Source organism: Brachybacterium horti, assembly GCF_054777615.1.
Map to the genome: position 1 here is coordinate 463,263 of NZ_BAAHAM010000004.1, position 20,420 is coordinate 483,682.

Consider the following 20,420-nt stretch of genomic DNA (forward strand, 5'->3'; position numbering starts at 1 on the left):
GGGGGTCCCTGAGCGTGACTGCCTCGACGCCTCGACGGTTCCTACCGTTGATGGAGCAATGACGGATTTAGGAGAGCACATGCAATACCGCCGACTGGGAACATCCGACCTGGAGGTGTCGGAGATCGGGCTTGGGTCGTGGCTGACGATCGCCGAGGGCGATGCGCTGGAGAAGACCCGTGCCGTCACCGACGCCGCCTTCGACGCGGGGATCACCTTCTTCGACACCGCGAACATCTACGGCCAGGGCGCTGCCGAGACCGCCTGGGGACAGATCCTCTCCACCAGGCCGCGCGACTCCTACGTGCTCGCGACGAAGGTCTGGGGTCCGATGTCGGAGACCGACTCCGGGCTCTCTGCGGCGCAGATCGGCAAGCAGATCGACGCGTCCCTCACCCGACTGCAGACTGACCACGTCGATCTGTATCAGGCGCATCGTTTCGATTCGGCGGTGCCGATTGAGGAGACGCTGGAGGCGTTCGCGAGGGTCGTGGAGCAGGGCAAGGCCCGCTACCTGGGCTTCAGTGAGTGGACGCCCGAGCAGATCGAGACCGCGATCAGCATCGTCGGTGACGGGTTCTTCGTCTCCTCCCAGCCGCAGTACTCGATGCTGTGGCAGGCGCCCCAGGGGGCGGTCTTTCCGCTCACCGCGGCGCACGGGATCTCGCAGGTCGTGTGGTCGCCGTTGGCGCAGGGCATCCTGACCGGCAAGTACAAGCCGGGACAGCCTGCCCCTGCGGGCAGCAGGTTCGCGAACGAGGCAACGAGCGTGACCAAGGATGTGAACTGGAGCGAGGCGGCGCTCGAGGCCGTGCAGCGCCTCGTCCCCATCGCAGACGGTCTCGGGATCACTCTTCCGCAGCTCGCGCTCGCGTGGGTGCTGCGCCGCACCGAGGTCGCCTCCGCGATCATCGGTGCCTCCCGTCCGGAGCAGGTGCACGGCAACGCCGCGGCCTCCGGCATCCGCCTCGACGCCGACGTCCTCGCCGAGATCGACACCGCCCTCGGTGATGCACCCGTCACTGGACCCGTGGTCGCGACCGCGGCCACCGTCGGCATCACCCGCCGTGCCTGACGACGTGAGGATCGCCGCGGTCTGGGTGACCGGACAGACCCTCGTCGCCAACGGCGCCCAGCCCGCTGCCTGAACCATTCACTGAAAGGAATCATCATGACCACGATCGCTATCGTCGGTGCGGGAGCTGGTCTCGGCCTCGCCGTCGCACGCCGCTTCGGGCGCGAAGGATTCGCCGTGGCCCTCATCTCCCGCAACCAGGACCGCCTCGATGAGCTCGCCCGCACGCTCGAGGCGGAGGGCATCACCGCGAAGGGCTACGTCGCCAACGTGAGGGACCAGTCGTCGCTCCGGGCCGCGCTGGTCGCCGCCGACGAGCAGCTGGGCCGCATCGAGGTGCTGCAGTGGAGCCCGCTGCCGGCGAAGGAGTTCATGCGACCCGTGCTGGAGACCGTCGCCGACGATCTCGTGGGTCCGGTCGAGTTCTCGATCTACGGACCTGCCGTCGCCGCCCACCAGGTCATCCCCGGCATGCGGTCCCTCGGCCGCGGCACGATCATCCTCATCAACGGGTCGTCGGCCGTGCGACCGGGAGCGAAGGTGACCGGAACCTCGGTGGCCTTCGCGGGCGAGAGCGCCTACGGGCAGCTGCTCCATGATGCGCTCGCCCCGGAGGACATCCACGTCGCCCAGCTGATCATCCCCCGAGGCATCGGCGGCGGCGAGCCCTCCCACGACCCCGAGGTCCTCGCGGATCGCATCTGGAGCCTCCACACCGACCGCGGCGAGTTCCGGAGCTACGCGGCTCCCCTCGACATCTGACCTACACCTAGGAGAAGCACAGCATGAGCAAGATCTGGTTCGTGACCGGAGCCTCGCGAGGATTCGGCCGACAGTGGACCGAGGCGGCCCTCGGGCGGGGGGACAGCGTCGTCGCCACGGCGCGGGACACCTCCCGGCTGGAGGACCTCGTCGCCGAGCACGGTGACCGGGTCCTCGCCCTTCCGCTCGATGTCACCGACCGAGCCGCGGTGTTCGACACCGTCGCCGCGGCCCACGCCCACTTCGGGCACCTCGACGTCATCGTGAACAACGCCGGCTACGGCCTCTTCGGCACCGTCGAGGAGCTCAGCGAGGCGGATCTGCGCGGCGCGATGGAGACGAACCTGTTCGGCGCCGTCTGGGTGACGCAGGCCGTCCTCCCCTACCTGCGTGAACAGGGCTCGGGGCACATCCTGCAGGTCTCGTCGATCGGCGGCATCACGGCCTACCCCAACGTCGGCGGATACAACGCCTCGAAGTGGGCGCTCGAAGGCATCAGCCAGGCGCTCGCCGGAGAGGTCGCTCCGTTCGGCATCTCGGTGACGCTGATCGAGCCGGACTCGTTCGCCACGGGTTTCGGCGCGACGGCTCACTTTGCCGACCCGCACCCCGCCTACGACCCCCTGCGCGCCGCTCTCGGCGGCGACGACTTCCGGGAAGGTCTCAAGGGCGGTGGGGACCCCGACTCCTCCGCGAAGGCCATGCTCGAGCTCGTCGACCTCGACGAGCCCCCACTGCGCCAGTTCTTCGGCAGCCAGCCCCTGAACACCGCCACCACCGACTACGAGTCCCGCCTCGCCACCTGGCAGGCAGGACAGGACCGCGCCATCCGCGCCGGCGGCGGGTTCTGACCGCGCCAGCCGGCAAGGCGTAAGGAGGGCGTGGCTCGGCGAACGGCCGGGTCACGCCCTCCGCGTGTCTGCTGACGAGGAGCGCCACGCGGCCATGCACCTCGCCGGAGAGCTTGGCGCGGAATGCCTCAGCGGCGTCGGAAAGCGGATAGCTCGCCGCGACACCGTCGCTGGACCGTCGCGTCGGAGAAGAACGCGACCACCAGGGCGGCGAACGCGAAGCCCGCGGTGAGGAAGGCGGCGACCGACGCGGAGTGGAGGTAGGCGGCTCCCTGGGTGGCCGAGGCGAGGATGGCGGCGACCAGGCCGATGCCGAGCGCGGTGCCGGCTCGCTGGGCCGTGCCGAGCAGTCCGCTGGCAACCCCGGCGTCCTGCCTGTCAATGGAGGTGACGGCGATGTTCGAGACCGGGCGCACCACCGCCCACCGCATGGGGGGTGCTCGACGCGATCGGGAACCGGGTCGTCCCCGGCGGGACCACCGACGACGTCAACCGCTCCGGGAGCCGCCGCCGGCCGAGCATGGGCTACAGCGATCTGCCGGGCGACGCGCGGATGATCCTCCGCGGCGACATCGAGTCCGCCCTGCACCCTCAGGTGTCCGAGGTCGCCGAGATCCGCTACGGGACGACCCCTGTCGCCGTCGTCGAGCACGCCGACGGCGTCGACGTGACCCTGCGCAGCACCGTCGACGGGAGCACCGCCGAGACCACCGAGCGCTTCGACCTGCTCGTGGGGGCCGACGGACTCCGCTCGACGATCATCCAGGAGCCCGCGCCGGGCTTCACCGCACGGGATGGGCTCGTCATCGGTGAGGCCGGCCGGTCGGCATGGGTGTTCCCCTTCGCCGACCACGCACCCGGCGCGCTGCTCTCCTACCGCATGGACGACGTCGACGCGCAGTTCGCCATGGACAGGACGGAGGCGCTGCGCAGGGCCTTCGGCCCCGAGCCGCTCGGCCCCGTCCTCCGCCACCTGCTCGAGCAGTACGACGCCGCGGAGGACAAGCTCTTCGACTCCGTCCACCAGGTCGTCATGCCCTCCTGGCACGCCGACCGGGTCGTGCTCGTCGGCGACGCCGCCTGGTGTCTGACTCTCTACTCCGGCATGGGCGCATCCCTGGGCCTGGCGGGCGCGGACCTCCTCGGCACCGTCCTCGCCCGCAACCCGGGCACCACCGGGCGCGCGCTGCGCGAGTGGGAGCAGCAGCTCCGGCCCTTCGTCGAGAAGCAGCAGCTCGCGGGGCGCACCGAGGGGCTCACGATGTTCGTGCCGCAGAACCGCCGCGACCTCGCCAAGCGGGCCGCCATGACCACGGTGACCGGCAACCCGGTGAGCAAGCGGGCCGTGCGCAGGATCATCGCCTCCCGGTTCGAGGAGAAGTCCGTCGACGTGGCCGCACCGTGAGACGGGCGGGAGCGACGAGCCACGCGATCCGAAGCCCTAGGATCCGGGCATGACCGACCCGCTCGCCGACTCCCGCACGGACTACCTCGCCGGAGCCCTCGCCGACGACGCCCCGCCGAGCCCCTCCGCCCTGCTCGGCACCTGGATGCAGGAGGCGCTCGACCGGCACGAGCAGGAGGGCGACCTCCCCGACCCGACGGCCGCCGTGCTCTCCACCGTCGCGCTCGACGCGGACGGCTCCCCGCGGCCCCGCTCCCGGACCGTGCTCGTGAAGGGCCTCGGCGAGGACGGCGAAGCGCTCACCGCGACGCTGTACACGAACCGCGACTCCGCGAAGGGCCGCGAGCTGGCCGCCGTGCCGCGGGCGGCGCTGCTCCTGCCCTGGTACGCCCTGCAGCGGCAGGTGCGGATCGAGGGCACCGTCGCGCAGCTCGACGACGACGCCTCCGACGCCTACTTCGCGCGCCGCCCGCGCGCCTCCCAGCTCGGCGCCTGGGCCTCCCGCCAGTCCGCACCGATCGCTTCGCGCGCGGAGCTCGAGGCGCAGCTCGCAGAGGCCGCCGCGCGCTTCGAGGGGACCGACGTGCCGCGCCCGCCCTTCTGGGGCGGCTACCGGATCACCGCGGAGCGCGTCGAGTTCTGGCAGGGCCGCTCCGGGCGCCTTCACGACCGGATCGCCTACACGCTCGGGGCGGGCGGCTGGACGCGGGAGCGCCTGCAGCCCTGAGCGCGGCCCCTCAGATCCCGAACGCTGCCGGGTAGCCGACGAGGCCCTGCGGCACCGGACGCGCCGGGTCGAGGGCCAGGGACATGAACGCCTCGGGCGGGACGTCGAACGGGGCGAGCACCCCGGCATCGGCCGCAGGGGTGAAGCCGAAGCGCGGGTAGTACTCGGCGTGCCCGAGCACGACGACGAGGTTCTCCCCGCCCTGCTCCGCCCGCCGGGTCGCCGCGGCGAGCGCCGCTCGGATCGCGGCGCTCCCGGCGCCCTGCCGCTGGTGCGCGGGCACCACGGCGCAGGGCGCGAGGGCGAGCGCCGGCTCCCCGCCCACGGTGCAGCGGGTGAGCAGCGCCTGCGCGAGGACGGCTCCGTCCTCGCCGGCGGCGACAAGAGACAGTTCGGGGATCCAGGCGGCGTCGCCGGCCCGCAGCGCGTCCACGAGGTCCGCCTCCTCCGCGGTGGGGAAGGCGGCGAGGAGCACCTCCCGGATCGCCGCGGCGTCACGGGGATCGGCAGGGTCCTCGGGGCGCGTGGTCCAGCTGCTCATACGCTCACGCTACCGGCGCGCGCTCCCATCACGACGCGGGGGTGAAGCCTCGGCGACACCTGCTCGAACACCTGTCGACGCCTCCCCGTCGCCCCTCGCCGCGCCCCGGGGGCGCCCCTAGTGTCGGAGCCATGGAGACCGAGCTCGAGCCCACGCCCCCCGGCCTCACCCGCGACGCCGGCTGGCAGCTCGGGGTGCGCCGCACCGTCCCCGCGCACGTCGACGAGGTGTGGCGGCGCCTGCTCTCCGAGTGGCTCCCCGCCTGGCTGGGCGTCGACTCCGTCCCGCAGATGGTCGGGGCCCCGCTGCGCAGCGGCGGTTCGCTGCACGGGCGGATCGTCGGCTGCCACGTGGGTCGACGGGTGCGGGTGCGCTGGACGCCGCGCACCCTCGACCACGAGACCGTCTTCCAGGTGACGCTGCAGGAGGCCGGCGAGGGCACCGTGCTCGCCGTCCACCAGGAGCGGCTGCTGGGCGCGGCGGAGCGGCAGGCGCTGCTCGAGCACTGGACGACGCTGCTCGACGCGCTCGTGGTGCAGCTGCGCGCCGAGCGCGGGACCAGCCAGGACCTGCGCGGCTGACCCTCCGCGCCTAGCCCTCCGCGGCCGGGGCGTGGGTGAGCGCCCCCTCGCCGTCGGCGATCTCGGCGTGCTCGCGCAGCGACTCGATCCGGGCCACGTCCATGTCGACGCGGCCGTCGATGCCGGCGACCTTCCCGTCGAACCGCAGCTGCCACAGCGACCAGTCCTCCTGGTCGGGGCGGCCGGAGTCGGAGAACAGCCAGTCGGGGCGCGCGTCGGTGACGGGCAGGCCGTAGTGGCGGCGCCAGTCGCTCGAGGAGTAGATGACGAGCCTCCGGCCCCATGCCTTCTCGACCGCCGCGGTGAAGGCGTCGATCTCGCGCTGGGCGTCCTCCGCCGAGGGGCGCTCCTCGCAGGCGCCGTCGAACTCGAGGTCCAGGGCCGGCGGGAGCGCGGCGTCGTCGGGCCGGGCGGCGGCGAGGAAGTCCCGTGCCTGGTCCGCGCCAGGCGAGCACAGGGTGAAGTAGTGGTACGCGCCGGGCGTCACCCCGGCGGCGCGGGCGCCCGCCCAGTTCTCCGCGAAGCGCGAGTCGGTGAATCCGGCGCCCTCGGTGGCCTTGATGTACGCGAAGCCGATCCCGTCCCCGGCGACGGCCTGCCAGTCGATCTCGCCCTGGTGCGCGGAGACGTCCACGCCGAGCACCTCGTCCTCGCCGAGCTCGAGGTCGCCGGGGAGCTGCGCGAGGGCGGCGGCGTCCTGCGCGGTGGCGGGGACGGTCATGGCGGCGTCGTCGGCCGTGTAGGGGACGGGGACGCTCGCCGCCTCCTCGTCACCGCCGCGAAGCGCGCCGACGACCAGCCGGGTGCATCCGCCGACGAGGACCAGGGCGACGACGGCCACGATCGCCGCGGCGATCTGCCGACGCCGCCGGACCTGCTCGCGAGTGAACCGGGGCACGGGTCGACGCTACCCGAGGTCAGGGCCTCGATCGGGGACCCTGTGGGCACGGACAGGATGGTCTCAGCGGGCGAAGTGCTCCGCGAAGCCGCGCAGCAGCAGCGGCGCCTCGTCCGCGTGCTGCTGGCCGAGGGCCCCGAAGAGCTCGTCCATCTGCTCCGGGTCGAAGTAGCCGTGCTCCTGGTAGCGGGCCGCGCGCTCGAGCAGCAGCGGCACGTCCATCTCGGGATGGAACTGGGTCGCGTACTGGCGGGTGCCGATGCGGAACATCTGCACGGGGCACGCCTCTCCCGTGGCCAGCACGGTCGCGGACGCGGGCAGGGTGTGCACGGCCTCCTTGTGGCCGACGAGCCCGGTGAACACCGGCGGCAGCCCCGCGGCGCGCACGAGCGGATCGGCGAGGCCCTCCTCGGTGAGCGTCACGTCCACGGCGGAGAGCTCCTCGCCGTAGGTGCGGTCGATCCGCGCGCCCTGGTGGGTGCCGAGTGCGCCCACGCCGTAACAGGCGCCGAGGAACGGCAGGTCCTGCTCCATGACCTGGTCGAGCACGGAGAACAGCTTCGGCTCGGTCGCGAGCTCGAGCGCGGACTTCGTCTCGGCGGGCTCGGAGACGGTGAAGGGGCTGCCGGCGAGGATGACACCGGAGACCTCGTCCGCGCGGAGCACGGGGGCCTCCTCCTTCTCCAGGCGCACGCGGCGCAGGTCCCGCTCGTCGAGGCCGGTGAAGCGGAGCACGGACTCGTGCTCGCGCTCGGCGACGTCGTCCTCGGGGCGGGTGGAGATCAGCACGAACGGTTTCACGGAAGAATGCTAGTCCCGACGGCGGCATGCACCGTCCCCGCCGCCGTCCCACCCGCCGTCATATCCGCTGCGCCGAAGGAGCCCGCCGTGCCGGAGACCACCCCTCCGTCCCCCTCCACCGTCCCCGAGGGCACGCCCGCACCGTCCCTCGGCAGGGATGCCGTGCGGGACGTCGCCGCGATCCTCCCCGGCTGGCTGGAGACCGTGCGCCACCTGCACCGGCAGTCCGGCATCCAGGCGGCGATCTGGCACGACGGCGAGCTCGTCGCCGAGGTCGCCGTGGGCCCGGCGGACGCCGAGGCCGGCATCGACCTGCTGCCCACGCACCGCCTGCGCATCGCCTCGCACTCCAAGATGATGACCACGCTCGCCGTGCTCCGGCTCGCTGAGGAGGGCGCGCTGCGCCTGGACGACACGCTCGGCGCGCACGTCCCCGAGCTCACCGGCTCCCCCGTCGCCGCCGCGACCCTCCGTGACCTGCTCTCCCATGCGGCGGGACTGTCCCGCGACAGCGCCGACGCCCGCTGGTGGCGGCTCGGCCGCCCCTTCCCCGACCGCGAGCAGCTGCTCGCCATCGCCCGCACCGAGCCGCTCGCGGCACCCGCCGGCACGCACCTGCAGTACTCGAACATCGGCTACGGGCTGGTGGGGCTCGCCATCGAGGCCGTGACCGGGGAGGACTTCGCCGCGGCCGTCACCCGCCTCGTGATCGACCCGCTCGGCGTCGAGGGGATCGGCCCCGACCTCCCCGCGGACGCCCCCGGCCCTGAGACGCCCCACGGCTTCGCGCCCGGGCACACCTCGCTGCTCCACGGCCCGCGGCGGAGCGTCGAGCAGGTCCCCACCGGCGCGCTCGCCGCCGCGACCGGCTTCTGGGCGACGGCCGGCGCGATCGCGACCGTCGCGGGCCGCGCCCTCACCACCGACGCGCTGCTGGGAGAGGACGCCCGGCGCGCCATGCGGCGACGCGTGTGGACCGTCGCCGAGGGGCGGCACTACGCGCTGGGCCTGCAGCAGGGACGCCTGCACGGCTTCGAGGCCGTCGGCCATTCCGGCGGGTTCCCCACCGGCCTGTCCCGCACCTGGGCGGTGCCCTCGGAGCGCCTCGCGGTCTCCGTGATCGGCACCGCCGTGGACGCCCCCACCTCGGAGATCGCTGCCGGGCTGCTGGGCCTGCTCGCCCTCGCCGCGGGCCGGCCCGCCCCGCAGGCCGACGCCGCCGAGGCGCCCGGCGCGCAGGGCGGCGGCGGCTCCGGCCGGCCGCGCCCGCTCCCGCTCGCCGAGCAGGAGGACGCCGAGCAGGAGGGTGTCGGGTCCCTCACCGCCGCCGAGGTCGCCGATCTCGCGGCCGGGACCTACGACTCGCTGTGGGGCCGCACCCGGGTGGCGCGACTGGGCGGGCGGCTCTTCGCGCTCGACGACGCGGCCTTCGACCCCGCCGCGGGCGCCCTCGAGCTCGCGACCGCGGGCGGCGCGGCGGACCCGTACGAGCCCGGCGCGCGCACGATCGCGCTGCGCACCTGGGGAGATCCGGGCTACGGCACCTGGGCGGAGCCGATCCTCGTGCGGCTCGGGACGGTGGACGGGCCCGGTCCGGGAGAAGGCACCGACGGCGCCCCGACGCTCCGCTGCCGCGGCCTGATCCGCAGCGGCCAGCTGCAGACCCCGAGCGCCGAGTTCACGATGCCGGAGCGCGTCACCCGGCCCGTGGAGGGGCAGGGGCCACCTGGGGAGGGACGCCGATGAGCCCGTCCGAGCTGCTCGTGCTGGGCAGGCCGCTGCCGCCGCTGCTCGCCGAGAACACGCACAGCGGGGTCGCCGCCTGGCGTGAGGCCCTGCCCACCCTCGTGCCCACCGTGCTCGAGGAGTGGTCGCTGAGCGCCGGGGTCCCGTACGCCCCCGGCGGCTCCGCCTCGTGGGTGGCGCCGGTGCAGGATGCCGAGGGCCGTCGGCTCACGCTCAAGGTCACCATGTCCCATGACGAGGCCCGGGACGAGGCCGCCGGGATGAGCGCCTGGCAGGGGCACGGCGCCGCGACGGTGCTGCGCAGCGAGCAGCGGGGCTCGACGACGCTGCTGCTCATGGAGGAGGTGCGCCCGGGGACACCGCTCGCCGAGCTCCCCGATCCGGCCGCGCAGGACGAGGTGTTCGCCGGTCTCGTCACGCGGCTCCATGTCCCTGCGCCGACGGGCGGCCCGTTCCGCCCCCTCGCGGACATGTGCGCCTGGTGGGCGGACGAGGCGCAGGAGCGCCTGGACCGCATGCCAGGCCTGCTCCCCGCGGACCTGGTGGCCCACGGGCTCCGCCTCTTCCGCGAGCTGCCCCGGCAGTGGAACGGCGAGCCCGTGCTGCTCGCGACCGATCTGCACCCCCACAACATCCTGCGGCGCGAGCACCGTGGGACGGGCGAGGACGGCGACTGGGTGCTCATCGACCCCAAGCCCTACGTGGGCGATCCGCACTACGACCTGCTCCAGTACCTGCTCAACCACGAGCAGCGACTGCTCACGGACCCCTCGGGACTGGTGAGGGATCTCGCGCGGCGCACGGGTCTGGACCCGCACCGGGCCCGGGACTGGATGTTCGCCCGCTGCGTTCAGGAGGCCGGCGAGATGGACTCGGCCGCAGAGATCGCCCTGCGCCTCGCGGAGGGGGCGGGCTGAGCTGTGGGGGCGTGCCGGCGTCGGCCTTCTGGCCGAGACCCTCGGTCGGCACGGGGGCCGTGAACCGCGTGGGCGTGGTGGTGCGTCGGGTGAGGCTCGCGCTCGTCCAGGTGACGTGGTGCCCCGCGCCGACATCCGCGAGTCCGGGCTCGACGGGCTCCCGCTCGACCGACACCGCGTCCTCCTCCTTCCGCTGGCAGCGTGCGCACAGCCCCTCCCCGTTGGCGAGGGTGGTCGGGCCGCCGGCGGCGACGGGCAGGATGTGGTCGTACTGCCGCACGGGGGCGTCGCAGAACGGGGCCCGGCAGGTCGTGTCCCGCCAGTGGAGGAACCGCCGCATCGACCTCGGGAACAGCCGCGCCCGGGACTCGCCCGCCACCAGCTCCCCCGTGACCGGATGGGTGAACAGCCGACGGAGCAGGGCGCCGCGCTCGGTTCCCTCGGCGAGCGCCTCCCGCAGGGGTCCCCGGAGGGCATCGGCGGGGACCGCCCCGTAGCCCTCGATGTGCGCGACGTCCCCGTGGTCCGGCGAGAGCAGCGCCCGTTCGGTGATGATCACGCCGACGTCCAGCACGACGGGATCCATGGCGTCCTCGCGGCCCAGCAGGGTGGCGACCAGGGACTGCGCCATGATCCGGCCGTGACCGCGACGGTCGCCCTGAGCGCGCAGGCCCTCCGCCTCGAGGGAGAGGCGCTTGCGGATCGCGGCGGCCTCGAGGCCGGGCAGCCGGGCGGAGAGGGTCGCCATGCCGTGCTCCCCCGGCGTGACGCGCACGTGCTGCTCGTCGAGCGCGCGGGCGTGCCGCCGGCCCGCGGCGAGCGGCTCGATCTGCTCCACGAGCGTGGAGATCTCGCGCCGCCAGCGGCGGTGCCCGGCCCCGTCGAGGTAGGGCGCACGCTCGGCGAGGGCCGCGTCGAGGTCGCGCCGCTGCTCGGGCTCCAGCACCCGGGCCACGGTCGCGGCGTCCCCGGCCACGCGGGCGGTGACGGCGCCGGAGCCGAGGGCGTGGAGCATCTGCGGCATGTCCTCGACCAGGCGGCGGGCCGCGGCGAGCGAGAGCGCGGCCTGCGCCGGGGAGCTGCGCAGGATCATCGAGGCGTCGCGCACGGCCGCCCGCTCCGCCCCGGCGGCGACCGCCTCGAGATCCGCCGGTCCTTCCTGCTCCCGCGCCGCCCATTCCCGGGACTCCGCGAGCCGCTCACGCCGCAGGGCGTCCGCATGGATCACGCGGGCGCGCACGTCGAGCGCGTCGAGCCGGGCGCGGACCTGCGCGGAGGCCCCGAGCAGCTGCGCCGCCCCGGCGGAGGTCATCCCCGCGGCGACGTCGGGCAGGGGGGACCCCAGGGTGTGGGCGAGGTCCACGAGGACCTCGGTCACGGGCTGCACAGGAGTGGTCATGTCCCCCATCCCACGCCTGGCGGGGAGAGGAGGGAAGCACGATTCCCGGACGGTGGACCGAGGGGCGATGGGGAGGAACGATCGCGCCGCCCGGGCCCGCCCTCAGGCGCCGAGCAGCGCCCGCAGCTCCGGGCCGATCCCCTCGACCTCCACCTCGACGGCGGGGCGCACGACGGTCCCGGGCGTGACGACGAAGCGCTGCTGGGTGAGGGCGCGGTCGCCCTCCGCCGTCACCTGGGTGCCGTTGTCGACGTAGCCGCACGCCCGGGAGACGCCGAAGGAGCGGTCGTTGCCGAGCACGGCGGAGGACTCCGCGCGCACCGCGCCCAGGTGGTCGAAGGCGAGCACGAGCATCGCCTGCCGCATGAGCTTGCCGTAGCCCCTGCCGTGCTGGTCGAGGGTGAGCCACGAGCCGGAGCCCACGGTGCGCCGCACGGCGAAGTCCCTCGCCGCGAGGTCCTGGCAGCCGATCATCTCGTCCCCGGCCCACACACCGAGCGGCAGCGACCAGTTCTCGGCGCTCAGCTGGGCGCGCAGCCGCCACTGGAAGCGCACGGCCTCGCGCACCCGGGTCTCCGGGTCCACCGCGTACCAGGGGAAGACCTGGTCGGACTGCGGGTCCTCGAAGATCGGCCGACGCAGCAGCGCCGTGTACTCCTCGAGGTCCGCATCGCGCAGCACCCGCAGCGTGAGGTCGCCGGCGCGCACCGTCAGCGCGAAGGGCGGGTGGAGGAGGGCGAGGGCGTCGGGCTGCGTCATCGCGCCAGGGTACGGACCTCGGCCCCGGGCGGCGAGCGGATTCCGGTCCCGGCTACGGTGCCGTCATGAGCTCCTCCCCCGCATCCCCCGCGTCCCCTGTTCTCCTCACGGGCTTCGCGCCCTTCGACGGGGCCGCGAGCAACCCCTCCTGGGACGCCGTGCAGGAGGCGGCCGCGCAGCTGCGCGGGCGCGGCGTCGCGGTCGAGGCGCGGGAGCTGCCGGTGGTCTTCGACCGTGCGGGGGATCTGCTCGTCGCCGCGATCGAGGAGCTCGCGCCGCGGCTCGTCATCGCCGTCGGGCTCGCCGACGGTCGCGCGGCGATCACCCCCGAGCGGGTCGCGATCAACGTGCGTGACGCGCGCATCGCCGACGAATCCGGGGCCGCGCCGGTGGACGAGCCGGTCGTCGCGGGCGGGCCCGTCGGCCGCTTCTCGACGCTGCCGATCAAGGCGATGGTCGCCGCGGCGGCCGCGACCGGCGTCCCGGCCGCCGTCTCGCAGACCGCCGGCACCTTCGTGTGCAACGACGTCTTCTACCGGGTCCTCGAGGCGCTCGGGGGGACCGGGGTGCGGGGCGGCTTCGTCCACGTCCCCGCGGCCCGCACGGTGCCCGTGCCGCAGGCCGCGAGGGCGCTCGTCGCGATGGTCGAGACCGCCCTGTCCACGACGGTGGATCTCGACCGCAGCGGCGGCGCCGTCCACTGAGGAGGGGTCGTCGAGGGGTGATCGTCCACACCCGCAGCAGTTGTCCACAATCTTCTCCACAGTGGTGGACGAATGACAGACCTGTAGTTCCGCAGGTGCGAGGGGTGGGGACGACGACGGCCGGGCGTGTCGCGATCGAGGTGGTGCATCGTCCGTCCACAACCCCGACAGGACGCGGCTTGACAGGGCGCCGCGCGCAGTCCCAGCAGGTCACGACCGCTTTCCAGGCACAAACCCTGAAGTGGGGCTTGATGGTCCGGCACGGTGGAGCGCGCTCCGGATCACGCCGGTGACGCTGTGGAGGAACGGATCGGGCGCGGTGAGGGCGACCCCAGGGGCCGTTCGTCCCCACCGTCCGTCCACAATGGAGGCCGGTTCGTCCACACTCGCAGCCGGTCATCCCCCGACCTCGCGCAGTTGTCCACAATCGTGTCCACACTCTGGGGATGATCACACCGTTGTGATTCCCCAGGTGGCCGGGAGAGGGCCAGCGCTCAGGCGAGCGCGCTCACCATCGCGACGCGCACGATGACGAGCAGCACGCACACGAGCACACCCGCACCGATCACGGCGGCGTGCACGAAGGCGGAGCGCCGCGCGATCGAGGCGCGGTCCGCGACGGGGCTGAGCTTGGGGCGCAGGGCGAACATCGCCGCGGTGAGCGCACCGCCCATGACGAGGCCGCCCAGGTGCCCCTGCCACGAGATCCCGGGGTTGAGGAAGGTGACGGCGAGGTTCAGGCCGATCAGCACGAGGATCTGCGCGACCTGCCCGCCGAGCTTGCGGTTCACCACGAACATGGCCGCGAACAGGCCGAACACGCCGCCGCTCGCCCCCACGGTGCCGCTGTACCAGGACTGCGAGAGCGGGTCCGTCAGCATCAGCACGGCCGTGTGGCCCGCGAGGATCGAGACGAGGTAGACCGCGGTGAAGCGGGCGCGGCCCATGGTGCGCTCGAGGTACTGCCCGCACACGTAGAGCGCCCACATGTTCAGGGCGAGATGCAGGATCCCGCCGTGCAGGAAGCCGGACGTGAGGAAGGTCCACGGCATGGCGATCGCGCGGAACGGGGCGAACATCGCCCACTGCTCGACGAGCCCTCCGGAGAGCGCCTGACCGGCGTAGGCGAGCACGCACAGCGCCATGATCGTGTAGGTGACGATCGGGGTCTGCGGGCCCATCCGGCCGCCGAGGGCGTTGCGCGGGCGGGTCTGCGCCTGCTGGCGCTCCACGTCGCGGGCGCAGTCCACGCACAGCACGCCCACGGAGGTGGGCCGCTGGCAGTCGGGGCAGGCGGGACGGTCGCACCGCTTGCACCGCACGTAGCTCACCCGGTCGGGGTGACGGGGGCAGACGGGCTGGTCCTGCGGCTGCGAGGCATCGTCGGCGCTGTAGCCGTAGGTCGGTCGCTCCATGGGGACATTCTCCACGAGCGGCCTGGACGCGGAGTGGGCCTCAGCCGCCGACGGCGGGGAAGCGCTCGTGGAGCCGCGTGAAGCGCGTGAGCTGCGGGGCGGTGAGCGGCGTGAGCTCCTCGATCTCGAGCCGGCGCCGGGCGCCGCTGCCCGCCCGCTTCCAGGTCCCCACGATCTCGCCGCGTCGGATCGCCGGCCGACGGAACACCCCGTTGCCGCCGGGCACGAGCGCCTCCACGCGCGACTCGTCCCCGAGGAATCCGCGGTCCCGGTAGCCGAGCACGAGCTCGTCGAAGCCGGGCAGCAGCAGCTCGGCCATCGCCTCCTTCTCCCGCTCGGCGTACTCCTCGACGAGGCCGGGGCGGAACCAGCGCCGCTCCCCGTCCCCGCCGCGCGCGTCCTCGGCGCGGGCGTGGAGGCGGCCGTCGCGGTCCGCGAAGCCGCTCTCGAGATCGCGCGTGGCCGCGGGCCAGGCCGCGCGGATCTCGCCGAGGGTGAGCTTGCTCCACCAGGCGAGGTCCCGCTCGGTCACGGGGCCGCGGCTCGTGACGTACCGGCGGGCGAGCTCCGCGACCGCGGCGACCCGGTCCCCGCCGAAGGCGCCCTCGAGGTCGCTGCCCGCGGGCAGCCAGCGGCGCGCGAGGACGACGGCGGTGTCCCCGTCCCGCCAGGGCCCGTAGGCGGCGACGCCGAGCGCGACGAGGTGGGAGAGCAGGTGGTAGCCGCGGCCCTTCGCCGGCTCCAGCCCCGCCGCCTCCCATGCCGCGAGGAGCTCCGTGCGGGGCACGCCGCGGCCGGCCTCGGGATCGGCGCGGGGGTCGGAGCGCGGCCCCGCGACCTCCTCGAGCACCGCGCGGGCGCGGTCCACCTGCTCCTGGTCGAGCCCGAGCGCGGGGCGCCGCGCGACCTGGGCGCGCAGGGGCCCCGCGGCGCACAGCTCCGTGATCCAGGCGAGCGAGTCCGCGGCGACCACGAAGACGGTGCCGCGCATCGGGTAGCCGCGCACGATCCCGCCGCGGTCGAAGGCGTCGAGCACCTGCTGCACGGCGGCCGTCCCGGTCCGGGCGCGCGGCTCACGGCTGCGCAGGGCGAGGGAGGAGACGGCGCCGTGGAGGTCCTGACCCTGGTGGGCGGCGAAGGAGCGCGCGACCTCGACGGGGGTGGGCGGGGGCCCGTCGGGGGCGAGGAGCCCCTGGGCGAGCAGGCGTGCTCCGACGAGGTGGCGCGGGGTCATGCCCGGAGGCTACCCGCGGCGCCTCGCGCGCGCCCCGTCACAGGGCGGATCCATCGAAGGATTGATCCGCTCCGACCTGCACGTTCCTAGCCTCGAAGGGTCGCTTCACCGCTCGCTCGCCCGGAGGTCCCCTCGTGTCCCGTCTGCTCACCGGCCGCCGCTCCGCCCCCGTGGTGGTCGGCCTGTTCCTGCTGCTCGCCCTCGCGGCGATCGGTCTGCTGAAGGGCTCCGGCCCGGTCGCGGGCATGGACGCCGTCCCCGACTCCTTCGAGTCCTCCCGCGCGGCGGCGCTCGTCGCCGAGGCGGATGCCGACGGCCGCGACCAGCTGCTCGTGGTCCTCTCGCGGGCCGACGGCGGCGAGCTCACCAGCGAGGACGCCGCGGACGTCGAGACCCTCCGGACCGCCCTCGCCGAGGAGACCGGCGCCGAGGCCCTCGGCCCGATGCCGTCGGAGGACGGGAAGGCAGATCTCCTCGTCGCCTCGATCCCCTCGGACGCGTCGAAGGACGCCGCCGATGCCCAGGTGGAGGAGCTGCGCACCCTCGCCGGCTCCACGGCCCCGGAGTCCCTGCGCGTCGAGATCACGGGCGGCCCGGCCGTCGCGGCCGACGTGCGCGGCGCCTTCGCCGGGGCGAACTTCACGCTGCTCGCCGTGACCATCGCGGTGGTCGCCGTGCTGCTCCTGCTCACCTACCGCTCCCCCGTGCTGTGGATCCTGCCGCTCGCGGTGGTGGGTCTCGCCGAGCGCGTCACGATGGGCCTGCTCGACGTGCTCGGTGAGCGTGCCTCCCTGGCCTTCGACGCGGGCGTGGTGAGCGTGCTGGTGTTCGGCGCGGGCACGAACTACGCGCTGCTGCTCATCTCCCGCTACCGCGAGGAGCTGCACCGGCACGAGGACCACCGCGCGGCTCTCGCGGCCGCCTGGCGCGGCACCGTGCCCGCGATCCTCGCCTCGAACGCGACGGTCGTCATCGCCCTGCTGAGCCTGCTGCTCGCCGTCATGCCCGCCGCTCGCGGCATCGGCATCGCCGCCGCCTGCGGCCTGGTCATCTCCCTGGTCGCGGTGCTGTTCCCGCTCACGGCGCTGCTCGCCGTGGCCGGCCGCCGGGTGTTCTGGCCGCTCGTCCCCCGCCCCTCCGACGAGGCCCCCGACGCCGCCCCGCACGGGGTCTTCGCCCGTGCGGCCCGCGGCGTGGTGCGCCGCCCTCTGATCAGCGTGCTCGGCAGCCTGCTCGTGCTCGGCGTGCTCTCCACGGGCCTGATCGGCATGCGGGTGGGTCTCGCGCAGGACGAGCAGTTCGCGACCGCGACCGAGGCGCAGGCCGGCTTCGACACCCTCGCCGCGCACTACGGCGCCGGCCAGGGATCCCCGCACACGGTCGTCTTGCCCACCGCGGAGCTGGACGCGGTGACGACGGCCGCCGAGGGCTCCGCGGGCGTCGTGAGCGTCTCCCCCACCGGGACGACGCCCGAGGACAGCACCGTGCTCAGCGTCGTCGGCACGGCGTCGCCGGGCTCCGCCGCGGCGCTCACCGAGGTGCGGGAGCTGCGCGCCGCGGTGCACGGGGTCGCGCCGGACGCCCTCGTGGGCGGGCCGAGCGCCGAGGCGCTCGACGTGCGCGAGGCGTCCTTCCGGGATCTCGCCGTGGTCGCCCCGGCGATCCTGCTGGTGGTGCTCGTGGTCCTCGCGCTGCTGGTCCGGGCCGTGGTCGCGCCTGTGCTGCTCATGCTCGTGAACCTCCTCAGCGCGGTGGCCTCGATCGGCCTCGGGCTGGGGGTGGGGCGCGCGCTGCTCGGCGTGGAGGCGCTCGACGTCACGGTCCCGCTGCTCGCCTTCCTGTTCCTCGTGGCGCTCGGCGTGGACTACACGATGTTCCTCGTCCACCGCGCCCGGCACGAGACCGCCGGGCACGGCACGGCGGAGGGCATGGTGCGGGCGGTCGGCGCGACGGGCGTCGTCATCACGAGTGCGGGGGTGGTGCTCGCGGCGGTGTTCGCGGCGCTCGGCGTGCTGCCGCTCGTGGTGCTCGGTCAGCTGGGGCTGATCGTGGGGCTCGGGGTGCTGCTGGACACCCTGCTCGTGAGGACCGTGCTGGTGCCGGCCCTGTTCGCCCTCGTCGGCGACCGGATGTGGTGGCCCTCGCGACCCTGAGCGTCGAGTGGGTTCCGCGCGGCCCGAGTGATCATCGCAGGCCAGGGCAGGCTTACCTTGCTTGTCTGGACCGAGTCCAGATAACTACTCTGTCCACATGAGCCTCGTCGACAACATCCGCCCCCTCGGCGCCGCGCATCCCGCCGGCCCCACCTCCACCGCGCAGGCCGACGAGCGCTCCCGGCGCGCCGGCCGTCTGAACCGGCTGCGCGCCGGGGTGCTCGGCGCGAACGACGGCATCGTCTCCGTCGCCGGCCTCGCCGTGGGCGTCGCCGGCGCCACCACGGACACCCGCTGGCTGCTCGTCGCGGGCCTCGCCTCGCTCGTCGCGGGCGCCCTGTCCATGGCGATGGGCGAGTACGTCTCGGTCTCGACCCAGCGGGACACCGAGCGCGCCCTCATCGCTCGCACCCGCCGCGACCTCGCCGCGCAGCCCGAGGTCGAGCACCGCGCCCTCGTCTCCGCGCTCGAGGACACCGGCATCCCGTCGGACGTCGTCGAGCCCGTGGCCCGCTCGATGGAGCGCCACGACGCGCTCGAGGCGCACACGCGCTTCCGTCACGGCGTCGAGGACGACGCGGTCGCCTCGCCCGTCGGGGCGGCGCTCGCCTCGCTCGTCTCCTTCACCCTCGGCGGGGTGGTGCCGCTCGCGGCGATCCTGCTGACCCCGCCCGCGCTGCGCCTGCCGGCGACGCTCGCCGCGGTCGTGCTCGCCCTCGCCGCCCTCGGCGTGGTCAGCGCCCGCCTGGGCGAGGCGGACGCCCGCCGCGCGACCGTCCGCACCATCATCGGCGGCGTGCTCGCCCTGCTCGTCACCTACGGACTGGGCTCCGCCCTCGGCGTCGCGATCGGCTGACCCAGCGGGAGGAGACGGCAGCACAGAAGAGCAGCGGCCCGCCCCCTTCCCCAGGGACGGGCCGCTGCAGTCTCAGTATGTCACCTCTCGACGGTGACCTTCTCGATGACGACGTCCTCGAGGGGACGGTCGCGCATGTCGGTGCGCACGGAGCCGATCTCGTCGACGACCTTCTTCGACTCGTCGTCCGCGACGACGCCGAACACGGTGTGCTTGCCCTGCAGGTGCGGGGTGGGGCCGACGGTGATGAAGAACTGCGAGCCGTTGGTGCCCGCGGGCTGGCCGGTGATCGCGTTGCGGCGCTTGCCGGCGTTGGCCATGGCGAGCACGTAGGGCTCGTTGAAGTTCTTCTCGGAGATCTCGTCGTCGAAGGTGTAGCCCGGGCCGCCGGTGCCGGTGCCCAGGGGGTCGCCGCCCTGGATCATGAAGCCGGAGATGATGCGGTGGAAGACGACGCCGTCGTAGAAGGGGCGCGTCACCTTCTCGCCGGACTCGGCGTCCGTGAACTCCTTGGTGCCCTCGGCGAGGCCCACGAAGTTCTCGACGGTCTTCGGCGCGTGGTCCGGGAACAGCTCGAGGCGGACGTCCCCGTGGTTGGTGTGCAGAGTTGCGAACATGCGCGCAATCCTCGCACACGGGCGGCGCCGGGCGCGGGGTCGACCGTCGGGTCGGAATCCCCTGGGAGCCCCGTCACCCCCGCGCGTTAGAGTTGTGGCACACGGGCCGCGTCACCCCGGGAGATCCTCGGATCCCCCGGCGGATCACGGCCCAGGGACCACCGTCGGCCCGACCCGGCGGATACACCGAAAGGGGAACGACCATGGCGCTGACCACCAAGCGTGAGGCCAAGAAGGCCGAGAAGCACGCCCAGAAGGCCGCCGATGCCGTGTCCGGCACCGGCCAGAAGGCGGAGCAGGCCGTCCAGGAGCTGCAGAAGCTGGCCGCGCAGGCCGGCCCCGTCGCCTCCGAGGCGGCCCGCGAGGCGCGCGCCCGCGCGACCGAGCTCTACGGGCAGTACGCCCCCGCCGTCGAGGAGCGCCTCCGCGCCCAGGGCGACAAGCTCTCCCAGAACCTCGGCCCCCGTGCGGACAAGATCGTCCAGGACGTGCAGGAGGACTACCTCCCCCGTGCGCGCCGGACCGCCGAGACCACCGGCACCGTGCTCAAGGCCGCCGTGGACGCGGCCCGCAAGGAGCTCGCCACCGGCCAGGACGACATCAAGGCCGCCGCCCTCACCGCCCCGGCCCCCGCGAAGAAGAACCGCGCCGGCAAGGTGCTGCTCGTGCTGGGCCTGGCCGCCGCCGGCGCCGCCGCGGGCTACATCGCCTGGAAGAAGACCCGCCCCGTCGAGGACCCCTGGGCCCCGCCGGCGGACTTCGCCCGCGCGCACTACCCCGCCTCCGCCGGGGACGACTCCGACTCCTCGACCGTCTCCGACACCGTCGGCGCGGCCGACGCCGGCGACGTCGCCTCCTCGCTCAAGGGCGACTCCCACGGCGCGGACACCACGCCCAAGGAGGTCAAGGTCGAGTCCGCGGACTCCACCGAGGCCGAGGAGAAGCGCGGCAACCACCGCGGCGACGCCTGAGCGTCCCG

20 protein-coding genes and 1 pseudogene are annotated in these 20,420 nt (G+C 74.2%); 12 read left to right on the plus strand and 9 right to left on the minus strand.

The window, feature by feature from the left end; genetic code table 11:
- Positions 1 to 79: 79 nt before the first annotated feature.
- The 3 genes from ACYVAP_RS15070 to ACYVAP_RS15080 all read left to right on the plus strand — a co-directional run bounded on the left by ACYVAP_RS15070 (position 80) and on the right by ACYVAP_RS15080 (position 2,688).
- A complete protein-coding gene (locus ACYVAP_RS15070; protein WP_498861309.1) occupies positions 80 to 1,075 on the plus strand; it encodes an aldo-keto reductase family protein in 996 nt (331 codons plus the stop codon).
- Between the two features lie 96 nt (positions 1,076 to 1,171).
- Positions 1,172 to 1,837: a Rossmann-fold NAD(P)-binding domain-containing protein gene (locus ACYVAP_RS15075; protein ID WP_498861310.1), complete on the plus strand. Its 666-nt coding sequence runs from the start codon at positions 1,172 to 1,174 to the stop codon at positions 1,835 to 1,837.
- Positions 1,838 to 1,860: 23 nt separating this feature from the next.
- Positions 1,861 to 2,688, plus strand: a complete 828-nt coding sequence (locus ACYVAP_RS15080; RefSeq protein ID WP_498861311.1) for an SDR family oxidoreductase — start codon at positions 1,861 to 1,863, stop codon at positions 2,686 to 2,688.
- Positions 2,689 to 2,816: 128 nt separating this feature from the next.
- Here the strand turns inward: ACYVAP_RS15080 and ACYVAP_RS15085 are convergent, their stop codons facing one another.
- Positions 2,817 to 3,119, minus strand: coding sequence for a hypothetical protein (locus ACYVAP_RS15085; protein WP_498861312.1), 303 nt, complete (start codon positions 3,117 to 3,119; stop codon positions 2,817 to 2,819).
- Positions 3,120 to 3,124: 5 nt separating this feature from the next.
- Between ACYVAP_RS15085 and ACYVAP_RS15090 the strand changes: the two genes are divergently transcribed.
- Both ACYVAP_RS15090 and pdxH read left to right on the plus strand, forming a co-directional pair.
- Positions 3,125 to 4,093 carry a Rossmann-fold NAD(P)-binding domain-containing protein gene (locus ACYVAP_RS15090; RefSeq protein ID WP_498861313.1) on the plus strand — a complete coding sequence of 323 codons (969 nt, stop codon included), beginning with the start codon at positions 3,125 to 3,127 and terminating at the stop codon, positions 4,091 to 4,093.
- 49 nt (positions 4,094 to 4,142) lie between these two features.
- Positions 4,143 to 4,820, plus strand: coding sequence for a pyridoxine/pyridoxamine 5'-phosphate oxidase (pdxH, locus tag ACYVAP_RS15095; RefSeq protein ID WP_498861314.1), 678 nt, complete (start codon positions 4,143 to 4,145; stop codon positions 4,818 to 4,820).
- Positions 4,821 to 4,830: 10 nt separating this feature from the next.
- Here the strand turns inward: pdxH and ACYVAP_RS15100 are convergent, their stop codons facing one another.
- Positions 4,831 to 5,361 (minus strand): GNAT family N-acetyltransferase, encoded by a 531-nt coding sequence (locus ACYVAP_RS15100; protein ID WP_498861315.1) that lies wholly within the window; start codon positions 5,359 to 5,361, stop codon positions 4,831 to 4,833.
- 131 nt (positions 5,362 to 5,492) lie between these two features.
- Here ACYVAP_RS15100 and ACYVAP_RS15105 point away from each other — a divergent pair, with 131 nt between their 5' ends.
- Positions 5,493 to 5,942: an SRPBCC family protein gene (locus ACYVAP_RS15105; protein WP_259361278.1), complete on the plus strand. Its 450-nt coding sequence runs from the start codon at positions 5,493 to 5,495 to the stop codon at positions 5,940 to 5,942.
- 10 nt (positions 5,943 to 5,952) lie between these two features.
- On the opposite strand, the gene ACYVAP_RS15110 is transcribed toward ACYVAP_RS15105, so the two are convergent.
- Entirely contained in the window at positions 5,953 to 6,840 is an 888-nt protein-coding gene (locus tag ACYVAP_RS15110) for a glycoside hydrolase family 25 domain-containing protein (RefSeq protein ID WP_498861316.1), read from the minus strand.
- Between the two features lie 63 nt (positions 6,841 to 6,903).
- On the minus strand, positions 6,904 to 7,641 hold the full coding sequence (locus ACYVAP_RS15115) for a glutamine amidotransferase (protein ID WP_498861317.1): 738 nt from the start codon (positions 7,639 to 7,641) through the stop codon (positions 6,904 to 6,906).
- 87 nt (positions 7,642 to 7,728) lie between these two features.
- Between ACYVAP_RS15115 and ACYVAP_RS15120 the strand changes: the two genes are divergently transcribed.
- Both ACYVAP_RS15120 and ACYVAP_RS15125 read left to right on the plus strand, forming a co-directional pair.
- The gene (locus ACYVAP_RS15120) at positions 7,729 to 9,387 is read left to right on the plus strand and encodes a serine hydrolase domain-containing protein (RefSeq protein ID WP_498861318.1); all 1,659 of its coding nucleotides are present in this window, start codon (positions 7,729 to 7,731) and stop codon (positions 9,385 to 9,387) included.
- Positions 9,384 to 10,304 (plus strand): aminoglycoside phosphotransferase family protein, encoded by a 921-nt coding sequence (locus ACYVAP_RS15125; RefSeq protein ID WP_498861319.1) that lies wholly within the window; start codon positions 9,384 to 9,386, stop codon positions 10,302 to 10,304. The genes ACYVAP_RS15120 and ACYVAP_RS15125 overlap by 4 nt, the downstream gene beginning before the upstream one ends.
- A 193-nt stretch (positions 10,305 to 10,497) precedes the next feature.
- Here the strand turns inward: ACYVAP_RS15125 and ACYVAP_RS15130 are convergent.
- Positions 10,498 to 11,712: pseudogene (locus ACYVAP_RS15130) on the minus strand (HNH endonuclease signature motif containing protein); the annotation flags it as partial.
- Positions 11,713 to 11,805: 93 nt separating this feature from the next.
- Complete coding sequence (locus ACYVAP_RS15135) at positions 11,806 to 12,462, minus strand: GNAT family N-acetyltransferase (protein WP_498861320.1); 657 nt, start codon at positions 12,460 to 12,462, stop codon at positions 11,806 to 11,808.
- Between the two features lie 65 nt (positions 12,463 to 12,527).
- Between ACYVAP_RS15135 and pcp the strand changes: the two genes are divergently transcribed.
- On the plus strand, positions 12,528 to 13,166 hold the full coding sequence (pcp, locus tag ACYVAP_RS15140; protein ID WP_498861321.1) for a C15 family peptidase: 639 nt from the start codon (positions 12,528 to 12,530) through the stop codon (positions 13,164 to 13,166).
- 494 nt (positions 13,167 to 13,660) lie between these two features.
- Here pcp and ACYVAP_RS15145 read toward each other — a convergent pair whose 3' ends face one another.
- Together ACYVAP_RS15145 and ACYVAP_RS15150 are read right to left on the minus strand one after the other, a co-directional pair.
- Positions 13,661 to 14,581, minus strand: coding sequence for a rhomboid family intramembrane serine protease (locus ACYVAP_RS15145; RefSeq protein ID WP_498861322.1), 921 nt, complete (start codon positions 14,579 to 14,581; stop codon positions 13,661 to 13,663).
- A 40-nt stretch (positions 14,582 to 14,621) separates the two neighbouring features.
- Positions 14,622 to 15,815, minus strand: a complete 1,194-nt coding sequence (locus ACYVAP_RS15150; RefSeq protein WP_498861323.1) for a winged helix DNA-binding domain-containing protein — start codon at positions 15,813 to 15,815, stop codon at positions 14,622 to 14,624.
- 134 nt (positions 15,816 to 15,949) lie between these two features.
- Here ACYVAP_RS15150 and ACYVAP_RS15155 point away from each other — a divergent pair, with 134 nt between their 5' ends.
- Positions 15,950 to 17,968, plus strand: a complete 2,019-nt coding sequence (locus ACYVAP_RS15155; protein WP_498861324.1) for an MMPL family transporter — start codon at positions 15,950 to 15,952, stop codon at positions 17,966 to 17,968.
- A gap of 97 nt (positions 17,969 to 18,065) precedes the next feature.
- Positions 18,066 to 18,824 carry a VIT1/CCC1 transporter family protein gene (locus tag ACYVAP_RS15160; RefSeq protein ID WP_498861325.1) on the plus strand — a complete coding sequence of 253 codons (759 nt, stop codon included), beginning with the start codon at positions 18,066 to 18,068 and terminating at the stop codon, positions 18,822 to 18,824.
- Between the two features lie 80 nt (positions 18,825 to 18,904).
- Here the strand turns inward: ACYVAP_RS15160 and ACYVAP_RS15165 are convergent, their stop codons facing one another.
- A complete protein-coding gene (locus tag ACYVAP_RS15165; RefSeq protein WP_137769255.1) occupies positions 18,905 to 19,441 on the minus strand; it encodes a peptidylprolyl isomerase in 537 nt (178 codons plus the stop codon).
- A 203-nt stretch (positions 19,442 to 19,644) separates the two neighbouring features.
- Here ACYVAP_RS15165 and ACYVAP_RS15170 point away from each other — a divergent pair, with 203 nt between their 5' ends.
- A complete protein-coding gene (locus ACYVAP_RS15170) occupies positions 19,645 to 20,412 on the plus strand; it encodes a hypothetical protein (RefSeq protein WP_498861326.1) in 768 nt (255 codons plus the stop codon).
- Positions 20,413 to 20,420: the final 8 nt, after the last annotated feature.

Coding starts and splice junctions, on each gene's coding strand:
- ACYVAP_RS15070 (WP_498861309.1), top strand. CDS start 80: ATGCAATACCGCCGACTGGGAACATCCGACCTGGAGGTGTCGGAGATC.
- ACYVAP_RS15075 (WP_498861310.1), top strand. CDS start 1,172: ATGACCACGATCGCTATCGTCGGTGCGGGAGCTGGTCTCGGCCTCGCC.
- ACYVAP_RS15080 (WP_498861311.1), top strand. CDS start 1,861: ATGAGCAAGATCTGGTTCGTGACCGGAGCCTCGCGAGGATTCGGCCGA.
- ACYVAP_RS15085 (WP_498861312.1), bottom strand. CDS start 3,119: ATGCGGTGGGCGGTGGTGCGCCCGGTCTCGAACATCGCCGTCACCTCC.
- pdxH (WP_498861314.1), top strand. CDS start 4,143: ATGACCGACCCGCTCGCCGACTCCCGCACGGACTACCTCGCCGGAGCC.
- ACYVAP_RS15100 (WP_498861315.1), bottom strand. CDS start 5,361: ATGAGCAGCTGGACCACGCGCCCCGAGGACCCTGCCGATCCCCGTGAC.
- ACYVAP_RS15105 (WP_259361278.1), top strand. CDS start 5,493: ATGGAGACCGAGCTCGAGCCCACGCCCCCCGGCCTCACCCGCGACGCC.
- ACYVAP_RS15125 (WP_498861319.1), top strand. CDS start 9,384: ATGAGCCCGTCCGAGCTGCTCGTGCTGGGCAGGCCGCTGCCGCCGCTG.
- ACYVAP_RS15135 (WP_498861320.1), bottom strand. CDS start 12,462: ATGACGCAGCCCGACGCCCTCGCCCTCCTCCACCCGCCCTTCGCGCTG.
- pcp (WP_498861321.1), top strand. CDS start 12,528: ATGAGCTCCTCCCCCGCATCCCCCGCGTCCCCTGTTCTCCTCACGGGC.
- ACYVAP_RS15145 (WP_498861322.1), bottom strand. CDS start 14,581: ATGGAGCGACCGACCTACGGCTACAGCGCCGACGATGCCTCGCAGCCG.
- ACYVAP_RS15150 (WP_498861323.1), bottom strand. CDS start 15,815: ATGACCCCGCGCCACCTCGTCGGAGCACGCCTGCTCGCCCAGGGGCTC.
- ACYVAP_RS15160 (WP_498861325.1), top strand. CDS start 18,066: ATGAGCCTCGTCGACAACATCCGCCCCCTCGGCGCCGCGCATCCCGCC.
- ACYVAP_RS15165 (WP_137769255.1), bottom strand. CDS start 19,441: ATGTTCGCAACTCTGCACACCAACCACGGGGACGTCCGCCTCGAGCTG.
- ACYVAP_RS15170 (WP_498861326.1), top strand. CDS start 19,645: ATGGCGCTGACCACCAAGCGTGAGGCCAAGAAGGCCGAGAAGCACGCC.